At 42.8% G+C, this 18,719-nt stretch carries 18 protein-coding genes; 16 read left to right on the forward strand and 2 right to left on the reverse strand.

The window, feature by feature from the left end:
* Window positions 1-22 precede the first annotated feature (22 nt).
* The 7 genes from efp (at window position 23) to G625_RS0106330 (ending at window position 8,421) form a co-directional block, all read left to right on the forward strand.
* On the forward strand, window positions 23-580 hold the full coding sequence (efp, locus tag G625_RS0106300; protein ID WP_029200440.1) for an elongation factor P: 558 nt from the start codon (window positions 23-25) through the stop codon (window positions 578-580).
* Between the two features lie 113 nt (window positions 581-693).
* A complete protein-coding gene (gene argS / locus G625_RS0106305; RefSeq protein ID WP_029200441.1) occupies window positions 694-2,499 on the forward strand; it encodes an arginine--tRNA ligase in 1,806 nt (601 codons plus the stop codon).
* Between the two features lie 10 nt (window positions 2,500-2,509).
* Window positions 2,510-2,803, forward strand: a complete 294-nt coding sequence (locus G625_RS0106310; protein ID WP_029200442.1) for a hypothetical protein — start codon at window positions 2,510-2,512, stop codon at window positions 2,801-2,803.
* Between the two features lie 51 nt (window positions 2,804-2,854).
* Window positions 2,855-3,415 (forward strand): phosphodiesterase, encoded by a 561-nt coding sequence (gene yfcE, locus G625_RS0106315; RefSeq protein WP_029200443.1) that lies wholly within the window; start codon window positions 2,855-2,857, stop codon window positions 3,413-3,415.
* A gap of 108 nt (window positions 3,416-3,523) precedes the next feature.
* Entirely contained in the window at window positions 3,524-5,722 is a 2,199-nt protein-coding gene (locus G625_RS21095) for a SpoIIE family protein phosphatase (protein ID WP_198014871.1), read from the forward strand.
* Window positions 5,719-7,944, forward strand: a complete 2,226-nt coding sequence (locus G625_RS21100) for a SpoIIE family protein phosphatase (RefSeq protein ID WP_049895766.1) — start codon at window positions 5,719-5,721, stop codon at window positions 7,942-7,944. Before G625_RS21095 ends, G625_RS21100 begins: the two co-directional genes overlap by 4 nt.
* 27 nt (window positions 7,945-7,971) lie before the next feature.
* Window positions 7,972-8,421 (forward strand): ATP-binding protein, encoded by a 450-nt coding sequence (locus G625_RS0106330; RefSeq protein WP_044931849.1) that lies wholly within the window; start codon window positions 7,972-7,974, stop codon window positions 8,419-8,421.
* A gap of 224 nt (window positions 8,422-8,645) precedes the next feature.
* Here the strand turns inward: G625_RS0106330 and G625_RS0106335 are convergent, their stop codons facing one another.
* Together G625_RS0106335 and G625_RS0106340 are read right to left on the reverse strand one after the other, a co-directional pair.
* Complete coding sequence (locus G625_RS0106335; RefSeq protein ID WP_029200445.1) at window positions 8,646-9,710, reverse strand: hypothetical protein; 1,065 nt, start codon at window positions 9,708-9,710, stop codon at window positions 8,646-8,648.
* A gap of 14 nt (window positions 9,711-9,724) precedes the next feature.
* Window positions 9,725-10,576: an L-ribulose-5-phosphate 3-epimerase gene (locus G625_RS0106340; RefSeq protein ID WP_029200446.1), complete on the reverse strand. Its 852-nt coding sequence runs from the start codon at window positions 10,574-10,576 to the stop codon at window positions 9,725-9,727.
* A 445-nt stretch (window positions 10,577-11,021) separates the two neighbouring features.
* On the opposite strand from G625_RS0106340, the gene ulaG reads away from it, so the two are divergent.
* The 9 genes from ulaG to rpe all read left to right on the forward strand — a co-directional run bounded on the left by ulaG (window position 11,022) and on the right by rpe (window position 18,621).
* Window positions 11,022-12,125 carry an L-ascorbate 6-phosphate lactonase gene (gene ulaG, locus G625_RS0106345; protein WP_029200447.1) on the forward strand — a complete coding sequence of 368 codons (1,104 nt, stop codon included), beginning with the start codon at window positions 11,022-11,024 and terminating at the stop codon, window positions 12,123-12,125.
* Window positions 12,126-12,141: 16 nt separating this feature from the next.
* Window positions 12,142-12,618, forward strand: a complete 477-nt coding sequence (locus G625_RS0106350) for a PTS sugar transporter subunit IIA (protein ID WP_029200448.1) — start codon at window positions 12,142-12,144, stop codon at window positions 12,616-12,618.
* 43 nt (window positions 12,619-12,661) lie between these two features.
* Window positions 12,662-14,149 (forward strand): PTS ascorbate transporter subunit IIC, encoded by a 1,488-nt coding sequence (locus G625_RS0106355; RefSeq protein ID WP_029200449.1) that lies wholly within the window; start codon window positions 12,662-12,664, stop codon window positions 14,147-14,149.
* A gap of 96 nt (window positions 14,150-14,245) precedes the next feature.
* Window positions 14,246-14,557, forward strand: coding sequence for a PTS sugar transporter subunit IIB (locus G625_RS0106360; protein ID WP_029200450.1), 312 nt, complete (start codon window positions 14,246-14,248; stop codon window positions 14,555-14,557).
* A 96-nt stretch (window positions 14,558-14,653) separates the two neighbouring features.
* Window positions 14,654-15,484, forward strand: a complete 831-nt coding sequence (locus G625_RS0106365) for a Cof-type HAD-IIB family hydrolase (RefSeq protein WP_029200451.1) — start codon at window positions 14,654-14,656, stop codon at window positions 15,482-15,484.
* Window positions 15,485-15,590: 106 nt separating this feature from the next.
* Window positions 15,591-16,364 carry a DeoR/GlpR family DNA-binding transcription regulator gene (locus tag G625_RS0106370; RefSeq protein ID WP_029200452.1) on the forward strand — a complete coding sequence of 258 codons (774 nt, stop codon included), beginning with the start codon at window positions 15,591-15,593 and terminating at the stop codon, window positions 16,362-16,364.
* A 14-nt stretch (window positions 16,365-16,378) separates the two neighbouring features.
* On the forward strand, window positions 16,379-17,194 hold the full coding sequence (locus tag G625_RS0106375; protein ID WP_029200453.1) for a hypothetical protein: 816 nt from the start codon (window positions 16,379-16,381) through the stop codon (window positions 17,192-17,194).
* A 70-nt stretch (window positions 17,195-17,264) separates the two neighbouring features.
* Complete coding sequence (locus tag G625_RS0106380; RefSeq protein WP_029200454.1) at window positions 17,265-17,963, forward strand: L-ribulose-5-phosphate 4-epimerase; 699 nt, start codon at window positions 17,265-17,267, stop codon at window positions 17,961-17,963.
* A gap of 1 nt (window position 17,964) precedes the next feature.
* Window positions 17,965-18,621, forward strand: a complete 657-nt coding sequence (gene rpe / locus G625_RS0106385) for a ribulose-phosphate 3-epimerase (RefSeq protein WP_029200455.1) — start codon at window positions 17,965-17,967, stop codon at window positions 18,619-18,621.
* Window positions 18,622-18,719 lie beyond the last annotated feature (98 nt).

Genomic DNA, 18,719 nt, shown 5'->3' on the forward strand with positions numbered 1-18,719 from the left:
TTCATTTATTTAGGAGGATTTTATGGTATCAGCAGGTGATTTCAGAAACGGTGTCACACTCGAGATCGAAGGTCAGGTGGTTCAGATCATTGAGTTCCAGCACGTTAAGCCGGGTAAGGGAGCAGCTTTCGTAAGAACAAAGCTTAAAAACGTAATCAACGGTGGTGTAACAGAGCGTACATTCCGTCCTACAGAGAAGTTCCCTCCAGCACACATCGACAGACAGGATATGCAGTATCTTTATGATGACGGTGAGATGTACAACTTCATGAATCCTGAAACATTTGAGCAGATCGCTCTTTCACACGATGAGATCGCTGATTCCATGAAGTTCGTTAAGGAGAACGAGACAGTTCGAGTTGATTCATATCAGGGCAAGGTATTCGCAGTAGAGCCACCTCTTAAGGTTACTCTTGAGGTTACACATACAGAACCGGGTGTAAAGGGCAATACAGCTACAGGTGCTACAAAGCCTGCAACTCTTGAGACAGGTGTTGATATCCAGGTTCCTCTTTTCATCAATATCGGAGACAAGGTTATCGTTTCAACACAGACAGGTCAGTACGAGTCTCGCGGCTAATTTTAGTTAAATAAAGATTTACGGAGAAATCTCCGTTTTTGAGAAAGGTTTCCCGAAAGGAAACCTTTTTCTTTTACTGTAATAAAAATGTTTTATCATAAAGGAGTTTTACATTGACTACCATACTTAATGTTATCGGAGATGCGGTAAGAACGGGTTTTGCACTTTGCGGTTATGATTCAGAGCTTGGAAAGGTGACTGTTTCCAATCGTCCTGATCTTTGCGAGTACCAGTGTAACGGTGCCATGGCCGGCGCTAAGCAGTATCACAAAAAGCCTATTGATATCGCAAATGAAGTTGTAGAAAAGCTTAAGGATATGAAGAGAGATGATATCCTTATGTTCTCAGAAGTTTCAGCGGTTATGCCCGGATTCATAAACATTAACCTGTCACAGGAGCTGGTTAAGAAATACCTTAACGAGATGACCTTCCGTGAGGATCTGGGACTTGATGCCCATGAGGGAAAGAAAATCATCGTAGATTACGGCGGAGCCAATGTTGCAAAGCCACTTCATGTTGGACACCTTCGTTCCGCTGTTATCGGAGAAACCATCAAGAGAATGGCTAAGCAGCAGGGAAATGAAGTTATAGGTGATGTTCACCTCGGGGACTGGGGACTTCAGATGGGACTTATCATAGCTGAGCTTGAGGACAGAGGACAGCTTGATGAAGAACTTGATATAGCACAGCTTGAGGAGATATATCCTTTCGCTTCCGGTAAAGCAAAGGAAAAGAATGAGGACGGAACACTGGTTAATCCGGAGTTCGCGGAACGTGCTCATACCGCAACTGTAAAGCTTCAGGAGGGTGACCCTAAGTACCGTGAGGTATGGAAGAGAATCATGGAAGTTTCTGTAGCTGATCTCAAGAAGAACTATGGAAACCTTGATGTTCATTTTGATCTATGGAAGGGAGAAAGCGATGCCCAACAGTATATTCCGGGACTTATACAGGATCTTATTGAAAAGGGTCTTGCCTATGAATCTCAGGGAGCTCTGGTGGTTGATGTAAATGAGCCCGAGGATCCTAAAGAGATACCTCCATGTATGGTACGAAAATCTGACGGAGGTGCCCTTTACGCCACATCAGATCTTGGTACCATCATTGAACGTGAAAAGCTCTATAAGCCGGATGAATACATTTACATTGCGGACAGTCGTCAGTCACTTCACTATACTCAGTTCTTCAGAGTTGCCCGCAAGGCAGGTTATGTAAGACCTGATGAGGAACTTAAGTTCATAGGCTTTGGCACCATGAACGGTAAGGACGGAAAGCCTTTCAAGACCCGTGAAGGCGGTGTGCTCCGGCTTGAGAAGCTCATAGCGGAGACCAATGCAAGGGTTCTTGACAGGATCAGGGAATCAAGGGGAGATGAGATAAGTCCTGAGGAAGCTGAAAAGATCGCTTCCATTGTAGGTCTGGCTGCCCTTAAGTACGGTGATCTCAGTAACCAGGCTACAAAGGATTATATCTTTGATCTTGATAAATTCACTGCATTTGAAGGAAATACCGGACCATATATCCTTTATACTATTGTCCGTATAAGCTCTATTATTCGTAAATTTATGCAGGAACAGGGCATGGGGGATGATATATCGGTAAAGGATTATATTAAAGCTCACGCCGTGGACTTTGAGATCCTTCCTGTAGAGGATAAGAGCGGACACACTCTGGAAACACTCCTCACAAGATATCAGGATGAGATAAAAGGTGCATGGAGAGAGCTTGCACCTCATCGTATATGTTCATATATTTATGAAGTGTCCAATGCTTTCAACAGCTTTTATCATGACGTTAAGTTCCTGAGCGAGTCTGATGAGAAAAAGAAGTATGGCTACATGAGCCTTCTCATGCTCACCTGGAAGACCCTCACCACCTGCATAGAAACCTTAGGATTTTCTGCTCCGGAAAGGATGTGAGGGAGGAGTTTTGCATCAGCAAAACTCCGACCGATATGGCAAGAGCGGAGCTCTTGTCCCGAAGGGATCAGGTGAAGGCCTTCCCCAGGCCGAACCTGACCTGACAGAGGAGTTTTGCATCAGCAAAACTCCGACCGATATGGGGATAGGAGAAAATGCCATTGAGATGCGCTTTGCGCAGGCATTTTCGTTTGATTTCGACGAAGTCGAAACCAGCCTCGCCGGCTGGATGGCATCCTCGTTTGGAGAAACGAGGATATATTCCCGAAGGGGTCAGAAGCGGTTTTCCCCAGACCGCTTCTGACCAGGCGGGTACGATCAATTACACCATTTCAAAAAATAGAAGAGGTTAATAATGAAATATTTCATTGCCAGTGACATACACGGTTCAGCATACTGGTGCAGAAAAACATTGGAAGCCTATGGAAAGATAGGTGCGGAGCGCCTGATACTGCTCGGCGACTTACTGTACCATGGACCCAGAAACGATCTTCCCAGGGAGTATGCACCTAAAGAGGTTATAGACATGCTGAATCCTCTGAAGGATAAAATATGGGCCGTAAGAGGAAACTGTGAAGCTGAGGTAGATCAGATGGTGCTTAAATTCCCTGTGCTTTCGGACTATGCAATACTGGTTCTGAATGGTCATACCATTTTTGCAACTCATGGGCATCTCTTTAATGAAGAAAAGCTTCCGCCTTTATCCAACGGGGATGTGCTTCTTCACGGGCATACCCATCTTATCAATGCTGAGAAGCTTGAGAAGGACGGTGTTCACTTTTATCATTTGAATCCGGGCAGCACCTCCATTCCGAAGGGAGGAAACCCAAACAGCTATGCTCTGATAGATGGTGATGTATTCACTATATATGATTTTGAAGGAAATGTACTTAAGAGTATGGATCTGTCCTTTTAATGACTTGTATAAAGAAGAGGTGGACTGATGACCGGCATTTCGACGGTAACGTTAATATTCATCTTATTTGGTTTGATCATATTGATTTTTTCCGCATCTTATTTTGTTATGTTTAAAAGATACGGTAAGGATGCTGCGGCTTACGATCCTGAAAGCAAACAGAGAGGCAGCATTTTCTTTAAGCTGTCCAGCGCTGTCATTGGGATTGTTGTTATAACTCTGATACTTTCTTCCATTATCAGCATTTTTGCCATAAAAAGAGTCCATTCTTTTACAGAGAAGATAAATACAGGCTTTGCCAATGGTGCCGCTGACTTAAGTGAGGCAGCAATGATAGCCGATCTTGAGGATCAGGTCGGAGATCAGCTGAGTGAAAAAATAGCCTATGTTAACGAAGCTGTCAACAGCTACATGGATGATGCGGTTTTTCTACAGTCCTACATGAATGATATTTACAAAAATGCCGATAATTATCATCCCCTGCAGGTATCGGATGTGTCTATGGATATGGCAGGAAAACTTTCCCTGTACAAATTACTTGCAAACAAGGACATCCGTTATGAGGAAGGGGTAAAAGAGGAGGCTGAATACGCTGCGAATATCGTTAAGCTGTTTAAACCTTTAAAACATGTTAATTCTGAATATGTAGATCTCTATGTGGCTACGGAAACAGGAGTACTTATAAGCTATGATGATTTTGCTGAAATAGCTGCAGCGGCTGAAGAAAGTGAAAGGTTCTATGAATTCAGGTCAAGGGACTGGTACAGGCAGGCAAAAAATGATCGTGAGATCAGGTTTATTTCAAGATATGTTGATTCATTTATAAAGGGTAATGTAACAACATGTGCCATACCCTTCTATGACGGTAAGGGTGATTTTGCGGGCTGTGTCGGTATGGATATATATACGGATAATCTGTATCAGACGATGGTAAACAGCAATATTTCCGACAACATGGAAGCCTATGTTGTTGAGTCCTCCGGCAGGATACTTGCGAGTAAGGATATGGAGGAAGGTACCGCTGACACGAGCTTTCCAGGTATTGAGGAGCTTAAAAGTAAGCTTGATAGTAAGGGAACTGATGAAACAGTAATATATACAGTTGATGATAATGATGGAAAATGTTATATCGGAGCCTCATATATCAGGCATACTGATTGGATCTTCGTTGTAAAGGCACCCATGGAATCATATACAAGGGCGGCAACCGAGATCAGGTCAGACATCGGTAACAGCATCGCGGTCATATCGAAGAATTTTGATATGACTATACAGCAGGTTATAAATCATTGTCTCGTTATATTTGCGTTTCTCCTTGTTCTGGCTTCAGTATTTTCTGCTATTCATTCATTGAAGGTGATAAAACCTGTCAGATGCCTTGAAAAGGATGTGCTGAGGTTTTCAAAGGGCGACCTTTCACACAGGAGTAAGGTTGATACGAGGGATGAGATCGGAGACCTAGCAAGATCCTTTAACGGTATGGCAGCATCCATCCAGCAGTACATGGAAACCATAAAGATTGTAACCGCAAAGGAAGAGCGTATAGCAACTGAGCTTTCCATGGCAAAGGATATCCAGACAAGCCTTCTTCCAAACAATTTCCCGGCTTTCCCGGACAGGCAGGATTTCGATATTTATGCTTCCATGGATCCCGCCAAGGTAGTTGGAGGAGACTTTTATGATTTCTTCCTGGTTGATGAAGATCATCTTGCAATCGTTATGGCGGATGTATCCGGAAAGGGGGTTCCGGCATCACTTTTCATGGCTGTTGCAAAGACTCTCATTAAAACCCATGCTTACATTGAAGATTCTCCGGAAAAGATATTCAGCTTCGTAAATAAGGTTATCTGTGAGAACAATCAGGACGATATGTTCGTGACCGCATGGCTTGGGATACTGGATCTCAAAACCGGTCTGGTGAAAGCTGTTAATGCAGGACATGAGTATCCTGCCATGATGCTTCCGGGGAAAGGCTTTTCGCTTTACAAGGATGTACATACAGTGCCTGTCGGATGTATGGATGGTATAAGCTTTAAGCAATATGAATTCATGCTGCCTCCGGGCAGTAAGCTTTATCTCTATACGGACGGTGTTACGGAAGCAACAAATAAGGAAGAAAAATTGTTCGGGACTGACAGGATGATGGAAGCATTAAACAAGGTATATGACAAAACTCCCGAGGAGATACTCAGCTTCATGAAAAAGAGTATAAATGACTTTGTGGGGGAAGCACCTCAGTTTGATGACTTTACTATGCTTTGCGTTCAGTTTAATGGCATATCTACGCAGAAAGGCGGAGAGTCATGAATCATCAGAACCTACAGGACAGACTTAAAACCCGGCTGGGTGGTAAAAAAAGGAAGAGAAAGCGGTCGGCATTTGCCGGAAAACTTACAGGCATGATTCTTTTGGCGACAATGGCTGCCATAGCGCTTTCTACTATTGTTTGTGTGTATGCATTAAGAAGGGTTCACGACGAAGCGAAAAACGAAAGTATCAGCTTCGGTATGGATGCAATGTCAAAAAGCAGGGAGGCACTTCTTGCTTCCTTCAGGGATAATGTCAGTAATACAGTCAGAGACAAAGCTAATATTGCGAGTTGGAATTTATACACATATATGGAGGATGTGGAATATCTTTCTATGTATGCGGAGGAAATACTTGAGGACACGGGGAAATTCATAAAGAAAGACATATCCTTGATTGAAAAAATACCCATAGGGTACAGAAAACTGTTTCTGACACTTTGCGATGAAGATGTTAAGTATGAAGGCTTTGACCAGGCAAAGGCGGGGTATCTTGCCAATATTGAGGATATCGCAAGATCCATGTCCGATCGTCATTCTGAGATAATCGCAATATATATTGCTACAGAAGATGGCCTGATGCTTACCTATGATGAAAATTTATCATCAACCGGGCAGGGTATAGCAAATACAAAGTATTATGATTATAAAAATACAGAATGGTACCGGCTTGGAATGAAAAAAAGCACCTTACCTGTTTTTACCGAACGCTATAAGGACGGCTTCGGGAGGGGAGATGTAGTGACCTGTGTTGCGCCTTTCTGCTATAAGAACGGAGACATTGCCGGCTGCGTGGCATTGGATGTGAAAGCTCTGGATATCTATACTCCGATTGTGGATATGGGTGCAAATGAGACAGAAACCGCTTTTATTGTGGATGATAAAGGTACTATTCTTGTGGAAAAGGATGGTTATCATGATGCAGATGATATGGTGACCATATTCGATTCGGAAAAACATCCCGATCTTTTTGAGATAAGTGACATGATCGGGAAGGATGAAAAGAACGGAGCGGCTTTCTGGACGGATCCGGAAACCATGGAGGAGTATCTTTTTGCCTTTGCTGAAATAGAATATACCAACCTGAAGCTTGTGATAAAGAGTCCCGTAAGCTCTGTGCTTGGTCCTATAGATAACATAGATAATGAAATACAGCAAAATACAGAGCTTATGAATAAATCTATAGAAAATACCATAGTGTCCATGCTTGGCTTATGTTTTTTACTGTTTTTTGTTCTGAGTATAATTTCTGTGTATATTGCGGGAAAAGTGTCGTATAATCTTAGTAATCCCCTGAGGGTTCTTTCGGAGGATATGAAAAAGATAAGTCTCGGGAACCTGAAATACAGGACTTTAGTGTATACGAATGATGAAATAGGAAGTCTTGCCGTATCCTTCAACAACATGGCGGAATCTCTTGAAAAATATCAGGCGGATATGAAAGAAGCTGTTTCCAGGGAAGAACATACTGCAATGGAACTGTCTCTGGCTACGGATATACAGGCACATATGCTGCCGGTGAATTTTTCGGAGTTTACGGAAGGACGGAATTTCGATCTCTATGCAACCATGACGCCCGCTAAAGAAGTTGCGGGAGACTTTTATGATTTTTTCAGAATCGACGATGATAATATCGTACTGGTGATAGCAGATGTTTCGGGTAAGGGCGTACCGGCGGCTCTTTTTATGATGATCAGCAAGATTCTCATAAAGACCAATGCTTTTGCCGAAAGTTCACCTTCAGAGCTTTTTCGCATAGTTAACAATCAGCTTTGTGATCATAATGATGAGAATATGTTCGTTACCGCATGGCTTGCAAAAATAGATATCAATACAGGTAAAGTTACTGCGGTCAATGCCGGACATGAATATCCTTCCCTAAAGCAGCCTAAGGGAAGGTTTGAGCTTATGGAGGATGTTCATGGTCTCCCGTTGGGTGTGCTTGAAGGCTCAAGATATAAGGAATATGAGTTCCAGCTGAAAGAAGAAGCTTCTCTTTTTACCTATACAGACGGAGTTCCGGAAGCCACTGATGTGGGGGACGAGCAGTTTGGTACAGACAGGATGCTGGAAGCGTTGAACAAAGATCCCGATGCTGTTCCGATGCAGCTTCTTAAAGAGGTAAAGAAAAAAATAGACAATTTTGTGGGGGAGTCGGAACAGTTTGATGATATTACCATGTTGGGATTCTGCTACAAGGGTAACTGCAGAGATGAATTATAAAGTACCATACGGAGAGGTGCGATAGTTATGAAGGATATAGTTGAGACCAATAAAAAAGAGATCGTAGTAGATGCAGTTCTGGAAGAGCTTGATAATGTTACAGATTATATCAGTGAGTATCTGGCCGAAATGGGCTGCAGCACACCGATGGAAATTAAAATATGTATCGCCTGTGAAGAGATCTTTGTAAATATTGCACATTACGCTTATCAGGATATTGACCCCGGGGTACCCAGGCTTGCCTCAGTTTCCCTGTCACAGGATCCTTCCGGGAATAATGTTCAGATTACCTTCAGGGACAGGGGAATATCCTATAATCCTCTTGCAAAGGAAGATCCGGATATAACTTTAAGCGCAAACGAACGTCAGATAGGCGGCCTCGGTATATTCATGGTGAAGAAGTCCATGGACAAGGTGCTTTATGAGAGGGACGGGGACGAGAATGTCCTTATGCTTATAAAAAAGGTCAAAGAGTGATGACCCAAAATAGTCAAAGCGAAGATTGATCGGTTTTTCAAAGTAATTGAGGGGTTCCCAAACAGATTGATCTGTAACATGATAAAGCCTCAGGGATTTAAAAATCCCTGAGGCTTTATTATTGCAGAGCCGCCGAAAGGAAGATGTCAGCTGAAGCTGACCGGCGGCTCGCATGCGAGTAGGGTGCGATTTCATCTTCCCTACTCGATTTTTGAAAATCCGTTTTAAGGAGTGATCTTGTAATATGCAACTTCGTCTATCTCACGGTTGGTTGCAACGATAACGTCTACGCCATCCTTGTCTTTGAAATGAAGAGCGTTGGCACATCCGGTATTCTTGTCGATGAAATCAACGTGGTAATCACCGGCAGCATCGTCCCATGTGATGGCAATGGTGTCCTTTGTTCCTTTTCTCCATCCAACGATCCATGTCTGCTTGCCGAGTATCTCTGCGGCCCAGGTTGCGTGAACCATCTCTGTGTCCTTTTCGGGAGCTGAATATTTCCATTGAGGAACATATCTGTCATGCTCGTCGAGATGCCAGATTGTAAGTGAATTGCCATGGAACGGACTTATCATTCCGAGTTCAGGCTTTCCGTCTCCGTCGAAATCGATAAGTACGGAATCACTTGAAGGAACATCACAAACCTGGGTTACAGTCCAGTCTGCACCGGGTACTGCAGGAGGATCGAAGAGGAAGGTTCCTTCTTCGCAGCCAACCAATGCAGCATCGTGACCGCCGTGAGAAGTCTTTGCATATCCGTGGTTTTTAAGCATGCCATCCTTTATAAGGGTGAGCTTCAACTGATTGTCTTCATTGAAACCTGAAAGATCCTTGGGAAGTACTGCACCGTAGCAGGCACCCTTGAAGCGCCAGTCATTTTTATACTCATGTCCTGACTTCAGGCAGCAGACAATGAGATAATCGACGCCTGCCCTGTGAAGTATACCAAAGCGGTGAACAAAAGGAGCATTACACAGAGTTCTTATCTCAAAGGAGCCATCGGCTCTCGGAGTGGCGATAACGATCTTTGCATTCAGAGAATCGTTAGGGGAGTAGAACTTGTGGGTTGCAAGGAACTGTCCGTCTGTTCCGGGAACCTGTGCCATGGTCATAACGCCGCCGGGCTGTTCCCATACTGTTGTGAGCTGTGTCCCGTCCTCACTGAAGAGATAGCAGGGATCCTGTTTCTCCGCTGCAACAAGGAAACAATGCTGACCCTTGTAGTTCAGCTCTGCCATGGAATAACACTTATTGAGATTTGATATTACCTTTTTTTCTACATGCATATTTTTCACCTCTCTTATTTAGACTCTGAAACCTTATCAATGATTTCACTCATACTCTTATTGGCAAACTTAATGTCTTCCTTCCAACTGTCCTGACCGACATACCACATTTCTGTTACGAAACGTCTGATGCCCAGATCCCAGGCCTTCTCTACAACGCTCTTGAAATCAACATGACCTGTAAGGAACGGGATCTCTCTGAATTTGCCCGGAACAGTTTCCTTAAGATGTAATGCAAAAAGGTGTCCCCGGCCGGTTTCCAGGTCATCCAGAACGCTGGTGCAATAGGTTACTGCGGCGTTTGTAAGATTTCCGGAGTCGGGATAAACCCCGAGATAGGCATTATCCACTTGAGAAACATACTTCATGGACTTTTCGGTGGTGTTCATAAATTCTGTTTCCATGGTCTCGAAGCCCATGACTATGCCCCTGGCTGAAGCCATAAGAGTGGCTTTTTTGAGGTTTTCAAGGAAGAGAGCCTTACTTTCCGGAGTACTGTCTTCATAATAAACGTCGTATCCCGCAAGCTGAATGATCCTTATGCCAAGGTCATCGGCGAGACATATGGCCTTTTCCATGATTTCCATACTTCTGTCTCTTGTGGCCTTATCTTTGGAACCGAAGGGATACTTTCTGTGACCGGACAGGCACATGCTTCTGAGTGGAACACCTGTCTCAAACATAGTCTTGATGAGATCCAGACGTTCTTCTTTGGACCATTCCAGACGGGAAAGCTTGTCATCTGTTTCGTCTATGGATATTTCGACGAAATCATAACCGCATTCCTTTGCACATAGTAGCTTCTCCTTCCAGGAAAGATTTCCCGGCATGGCCTTTTCATAAAGGCCGATACTGTATGCTTTCATACCATTCTCCTTTAACTGGATTTACTAATGTTACAAACGCTCATAAAATAAACGTTAAATGTAAACAAAAGAAGTGAAAAAATAAGGTTTACCGGCTTGCAAAACGGTCAAAATGCGTTTTTTGCGATAGCCACAGTTATTATAATACATAAAAATCAACTAATACAAGCTTATAACATCTAATATGGTAAAAAATATGCACAAAAAATCACCTTAAAATTTTAATGTGTTAAAAATTTAGTAAAACGAACATATAAAATTTTTATAAAATGTCAATAAAACCGCCATTTTACGTGATTAAATGGTTGATTTTCACGTGTAAACCAAAAATAAACGAACATATAAACAAACAAATAACTATTGCGAAATTCACATTATTCTGTTAATGTTTTCATAAAGGCGCATTGAGTTATTTAATGAATCTATAAAAAGGAGGAAATCTTTGATGAGCAAGATTTCAGAAATGACACGAGAGAGCTGGATCAATAGCACATTCCCTGAGTGGGGAACATGGTTGGTCGAGGATATCGAGAATGAGGTTGTTCCCGAGGGTCAGGTTGCCATGTGGTGGCTTGGTTGTACAGGAATCTGGTTCAAGACTCCGGGCGGCGCAAATCTTACCATAGATTTGTGGTGCGGCAACGGAAAGAGAACCCATGGAAACGGCAAGATGGCCGTTGGCCATCAGATGGCAAATATGTGCGGCGGACGTATGATGCAGCCTAACCTGAGAAATGTTCCCTTCGTGATCGATCCGTTTGCTTTCAAGCAGGTTGATGCGGTTCTTGCAACACATTATCATCAGGATCATATGTCAGCTGAGTGGGCAGCACATGTTATCAATTCAGGAATGACAACAACTGATGAGAACGGAAAAGAGATTCCTGTTCCTTTCATCGGACCACAGAAGTCAGTTGATACCTGGGTTAAGTGGGGCGTTCCTGTTGAAAGATGTAAGGTTGTAAAGCCCGGCGATGTGATCAAGATTAAGGACATTGAGATCGTATGTCTCGACAGCTTTGACAGAACTTGTATCGTAACAACAGATTCAACCGGTGAGGACAGAGAAGAGCTTACTGGAAAGTGTCCTACAGATATGGATGAGAAGGCAGTTAACTACCTTGTTAAGACACCCGGAGGAAACATTTATCATTCCGGTGATTCACACTTCTCAATCTACTTTGCTAAGCATGGCAAGGATCATGACATTGATGTGGCATTCGGCTCATTCGGAGAGAATCCTATCGGTATGCAGGATAAGATGACATCTGTTGATGTCCTCAGAATGGCTGAGAATCTTCAGTGCAAGGTTGTTATTCCTATCCACTGGGATGTATGGACAAACTTCCAGGCTGACTGCGAAGAGATCAAGCTTCTTTACGACTTCAAGAAGGATCGTAACGAGTACAAGTTCCATCCATTCTTCTGGCAGGTAGGCGGTAAGTATGTATATCCTCAGGATAAGGATAAGATCTACTATCACCACCGCAGAGGATTCGAGGATTGCTTCGAGCATCCACAGAATATTCCATTCAGATCATGTCTGTAAATGAAAGGGGAAACATATGGGAGTTTTAGAAAAAATTGTTGAAACCGGCAACTACAGTTTCATCGATGGAGAGGGCGTCACATGGCAGGAAGCTGTCAGACTGTCAACACTTCCAATGATAAAATCAGGCACTGTATCTGAGGATTATTATAAACAGATCGTTGCGTGCATCGAGAAGTATGGACCATATGTGGTTTTCGAGCATAACATCGCTATGCCCCATACCCAGGAAAATGCAACCGGCGCATTGAAAACCGGAATTGGCTTCATGGCATCAAAGAAGCTTATAGATTTCGGAGAAGATGAGGACGGAGAGAAGAAAGAAGCCAATGTTTTCTTTACACTTTCTTCCACAAATCCTGACGAGCATCTGGATAATATTTCGCAGCTCACAGAGATTTTCTTAAATGAGCCGCTTATCGATGCACTTGCAAAGGCGACATCACCTGAGGATATTCTTGAAGCAGCAAAGAAGTATCCTTGCGAAGAATAAAAGTTTATTGTTGTTTATATTTATTTAAACGGAGGAAAAATAAATGTCTATTCTTGTGGAAATTTGGAAATTTTTCACGACCTATATCTTAAGACAGGCTCCATACATGGTAGGCTTTCTTACACTTATCGGTTACTGCCTTATGGGCAAAAAATGGTATGAGACACTCAGTGGTACTATCAAAGCTATCGTTGGTTTCCTGATCCTGAACGCTGGTTCCGGCGGATTGACAAGTAACTTCAGACCTATCCTTGCAGGTCTTCGTGAGCGTTTCAACCTTAACGCAGCAGTTATCGATCCTTATTATGGACAGAACGCCGTAGAGGCAGGTGTTGAGGAAGTATTCGGAAAGGGCTTCTCACAGGCTCTTACACTTCTCCTGATCGCGTTCATCGTAAATATCCTGCTTGTAAGATTCAACAAGATCACAAAGTGCCGTTCACTTTTCACAACAGGTCACGTTCAGGTACAGCAGGCGGCTACAGCTTACTGGCTCATCCTCTTCGCACTTCCTGCACTCAGAAACAATGATATGACACTCCTTATCGTTATGGCTGTCATTCTTGGTTCTTATTGGGCAGTTGGTTCAAACCTTACAGTTAAGCCTATGCAGGAGCTTACAGATGGTGCAGGCTTTGCTATCGCTCATCAGCAGATGTTCGGTATCCGTCTTGCTTATATCGTTGCTGACAAGTTCTTCGGAACAGACGGTGGAAAGAAGAAGAGAGAAGTTAAGAAGGTTGGCGAGATGGAGATGCCCGGTTTCTTCTCAATCTTTAACGAGAACATGGTATGTACAGCGATCCTAATGACTGTATTCTTCGGAATCATCATGATGGTTATCGGTAAGGATTTCTTCGTTGAGAATGGTTCAATGAAGGTTGACAGCTTTGGTTTCTACATCATCAATACATCACTTCAGTTCGCTGTATATCTTGCAATCCTTCAGCTCGGTGTTCGTACCTTCGTTACAGAGCTCACAGCTTCTTTCCAGGGTATCGCTGATAAGCTTCTTCCTGCATCAGTTCCCGGTGTTGACTGTGCAGTTTGCTACGGATTCGGTGATTCAAACGCTGTTACATTTGGTTTCCTCGCAGGTCTTACAGGTCAGATCGTTGCTATCCTTGCACTTATCGTTATGGGTAGCCCGACCATCATCATCTGCGGATTCGTTCCTGTATTCTTTGATAATGCTACAATCGGACTTGTTGCCAACGAAAAGGGCGGACTTAAGGCTTGTCTCATAATTCCATTCCTTTCAGGTCTCATCCAGGTATTCGGTGCAGCTTTCATCTCAGGATGGGTTGGACTTGCAAACTACGGCGGATATCTCGGAATGTTCGACTGGGATACAGTATGGCCTTGCTTCACAGTTCTTATGCACTATCTTGGATATATTGGTATCGCTATCGTTGTTGTTATCCTCTTTGCTCTTCCTCAGCTTGAGTATCGTCAGGATCCTGAAGGATACTTCCTTATCACAGAGGACTATGAGGCATACAAGGAGCACATTGCTAAGAGGAATGCTTAAGCCGGGGGTTTAAACATTATCACATGTAACTAAAAAAGGAGTGACATATTCTTTCAAAAGATGTGTCACTCCGATATTCTCAAAGGAGGCTATTAAATGGCAAAGAAATTAGATAATAAGAAAATTCTTGCATGTTGTGCAAATGGAGCAGGTTCTTCACTTATGATGGAGAATGCTATCAAGAAGGTTCTTACACGTAACGGAATCAAGGTTGCAGAGCTTCGTCATGCACCTATCTCTGAAGGAAAGACAGCTTCAAGAAACTATGATGTTGTGTTCTGTGCAAAGACCTTTGTTAACACTTTTGAGGGTGTTGAGGCAAGCGGAACTGTTCTTATTCCTCTTAAGAATGTAATGTCAGATAAGGAAATCGAAGCAGCACTTGCAGAGAGAGAACTGCTTGATTAATTCTTCATTCAGATAACGATGTCTTTGATAACAGCGAAATTCAAAAATAGAGAGTTTCGCTGTTATTCCATATAAGAACAGATTGAGAGAACGGCTATGGACAAAAAAGTATTGTTTCTTGATATAGATGGCACTCTTTTGGACGATCAGAAAAAGATCAGCAATGAAAATAAAAGTGCGATAGATTTGATGCTCTCCAAAGGGCATAAAGTTATCATAAATACCGGTCGTCCTCTCTACGGGGTAACCGGAATCATAAAGGAACTGTCCCTTGAAAGAGAGGGTTGTTACGTTCTTGCTTTTAACGGAGGTCTTCTTTATGAGCCTCTTACCAAAAAGATTCTGTTTAAATCTACTTTATCTCCTGAACTTATAAAAATGGTATCTTCCGAAGCTGTAAAAGAGAAGGTGCATATCCATATGTTTGACGAATGGGATGTACTTTGTGAGTCCCATTGGGATGATGATGATCTCAGATACTATATAGGCCGTCTTCCGGGTTTGAAGTATAAGATTATTCCTGAGAATGGACTGGATGATATTTACTCCTATAAGATAAGCGGAGTGGACCAATCTTCAAAAGAAAGACTTAAAGAGTTCGGTGATAAACTAAAGCGTATATCCGATGGTCGGATCGATGCATTCCTTTCTCACAGTACGCTGCTTGAGATCGTGATATCCGGACAGAATAAGGGAACAGGAATTGACAAGGTTATGGAGGTTCTTGGAATAGATAAGAGACATTCCATAGCAGTCGGAGATGAAGAAAATGATATTCCCATGCTGGAACAGGCAGGGATAGGTGTAGCTACAAAAAATGCAACACAAAAACTAAAAGATGTGGCCGATATGGTAACAGAAAATGACAACAACAATTCTGCAGTTGCGGAAGTGATATACAAGCTCATACTTAAGGACGGTAATTGATCAGTATTTCCGTATATACTAAGTGTGTTTTCCGAGTCGATGCATCAGTACCATTTGTGTTAACCGACTCTGCCATCTTTACTAAAAAAGCTCTTGGAGATTACTAATGAAGAATACGCGAAAAAGTGTTGAGGAGCGACAACTGAATATCCTGAAAGCTGTTAACCAGCGGGGTGAGATAAAGGTAGAGGATCTGGTTGAGCTATACGGTATATCTGCCATGACAGTCAGAAGAGACCTCCAGTATCTGGAGGACAGGCAGATGCTTTTCAGGACACATGGAGGAGCCATGTCTCTTGAAAGAAGCAGATATACAAAATTGATTACTCCTGAGATAGCAGTTTATCGTGATAAGATATCTCAATATGCTTCAAGTCTTCTTGAAGATGGAGACACTATTTTTATCAATGCCAGTAAAACGGCTTTGGGAATACTTAAATTTGTAAATGACAAACATATCACTGCAATAACAAACAACGGATGGATATTTGAAGAACAGTATCCGGAGAATGTTTCCATCCACATTACCGGCGGACAGGTCAGAGGTAAGGCCATGGTGGGAGATTACGTTATGAGAAATCTTCTGGATATGTCTGTGGACAAAACCTTTGTAGGCTGTGCTGCTGTGTATGATAATGGTGAGTTCAGGTATGACATACCTACCGAGATAGGTATCAATGAAGCCATGATAAGCAGGACAAAGGAATCATTTTATATCCTTGCAGATCATTCCAAGCTTATGCATGGTTCGGAAAGAAGCAGCCTGTATGGCAGCTTTATATACGAGCAGCCGGTGACATTGATAACGGATGATATGGCAGATCCAGAGATCCTTGAAAGGCTTAGGGGATTAGGAATGGAAATAATTGTAGTTAGGTGATGGTTGGAGGCGTAATGCAGGATTTCACACAGTATTTTTTATATATACCGGGAATTGTGATATTTCTTCTTGGCTCAGGTCAGGTGCGGAAGTGGATCACAAGCAACAGGAACGGTTCTGTAGACGGACTTGTAGTGCGCTGCGAGCATGTTGTAAAAAAAGACAGAAAGAACCGGGAAGCCTTCAACTATTTCAATACTACAGTCGAATATGTTAATCCCAAAACAGGAAACAAAGAAATACACGCCATAAAGACACCGACAGAATATGCGGTGGGGCAGCAGGTACGTCTGACCAAAACATCGGAATTCGGAAATATCGTAATCAATGATGCAGATGAAAGTACCATATTTCATCCTGTAGCCGTTATGGTGGGAGGTGCACTGACTATCCTGCTGGCTCTCTGGACAAATCAGGGAAACGAGGTTTATGCCATGGGATGTCTGGCAGCGCTGTTCATGGGAGCAGGAGCCTGCCTTGTGCATAATTATGTGAATGTTTCCCGTATGGGACTTAAACCATTTGAAGCAGAAATAATCGATACCTATAAGAGGCAGATATCCAAGTCTTCAAAGATATTAAGAGGAGATAAATTCATTTATTATCCTGTGGTTAAATATGAAATGAACAGAAGCGAAAATATCATGCGCCTGCATGTGGATTCTGAATATGAGAAGACATTTCCCATAGGAGATAAGATAACGCTGTTTTATGATGAAAAAACCCAACAGATCAGGGAAAAGAATGCACAACCAATACAACTTATTATTGGACTTATGCTTTTGATACTGGGTATAGCAGTAGCATTTTCGATATTGACTGCTATATAATATAGAAAGAATCCTCGGGGTTCTTTTGAAGTACCGGGATAGTTATTATTAACAAACAGGAGGTTTTCCAATGTTAGAGGAACTTAAGAAAAAAGTCTATGAGGCAAATATACTTCTTCCAAAGTATGGGCTTGTTACCTTCACATGGGGCAACGTAAGCGCAATAGACAGAGAGTCCGGCTTATTTGTAATCAAACCAAGTGGGGTTGATTATGAGACAATGACTCCGGATGATATGGTGGTTATGGATCTTGACGGAAATAAGGTTGAAGGAAAACTCAATCCTTCATCAGATACTCCTACACATTTGGAAATATATAAGGCATTTAAAGACGTAGGCGGAGTTGTTCATACCCATTCCTCATATGCTACAAGCTGGGCTCAGGCCGGACGCAGCATTCCTTGCTACGGTACAACACATGCTGACTACTTCTATGGAGAGATCCCATGCGTAAGATGTCTCACAAAGGATGAGATCGAGTCAGCTTACGAGGAGAATACAGGAAAACTTATCGTATCCGAATTCCAACGTATGGAGAAGGATCCTGTGGCAGTTCCTGCGGTTCTTTGCAAGAATCACGGTGTATTTGCCTGGGGCAAGGACGGCCATGAAGCAGTTCATAACGCGGTTGTTACTGAGGAAGTAGCAAAGATGGCATACAGATGCGAAGTTATCAACAAAGATGTTAAGCCTGCACCTCAGGAGCTTATGGATAAGCATTATTATCGTAAGCACGGTGCTAATGCATATTACGGACAGGGAAAATAAAATGAGAATACTAAGTCCCTCTATCCTGTCTGCGGATTTCAAAAATCTGGGACAGCAGATCGTTGATGTAAAGAATGCGGGTGCAGAGTATCTTCATGTGGATGTAATGGACGGTGTTTTTGTAAAGTCCATATCACTCGGTATGCCGGTTATAAAAAGTGCCAGAAGCGCATGCGATATCTTTTTTGATGTACACCTTATGATTGTGGATCCTATAAGATATATTGAAGAAATAGCCGCTTCCGGAGCTGACGGCATAACCTTCCATCTGGAAGCTGCCGAGGATCCCATGGCTGTTATCGATAAGATTCACAGCCTCGGAAAGCACGCAGGAATTTCCATCAAACCCGGCACAGATGTAGCAACACTTAAACCATATCTTGACAAGGTTGAAATGATTCTGCTCATGACAGTGGAACCCGGTTTCGGCGGTCAGAAGATTATCCCCGAAAGCTTTGACAGAATCAAAGCCGTCAGAAAAATGCTCGAAGATGCCGGCTCCAACGCCGACCTCGAAGTTGACGGCGGCATCAAAAAAGACAATGTCCAGGAAATCGTAAAAGCCGGAGCCAACGTCATCGTTGCCGGCTCCGCCATTTACGCTGGTGACGCAGCCGCGAACGTCAAAGAATTTTTATCTCTGATAAATAATGCATAAATAAGTACTTTTAGCCAATACGTGAAGAAAATGCAGGGGATGTGCGGCTAGGCTTGCGAGTTGAAATAACAGTCGGCTTCACATGTACGACCCAGATG

The organism is Oribacterium sp. NK2B42 (assembly GCF_000424445.1).
In the GTDB taxonomy this organism is placed as follows: Bacteria; Bacillota; Clostridia; order Lachnospirales; family Lachnospiraceae; genus Oribacterium.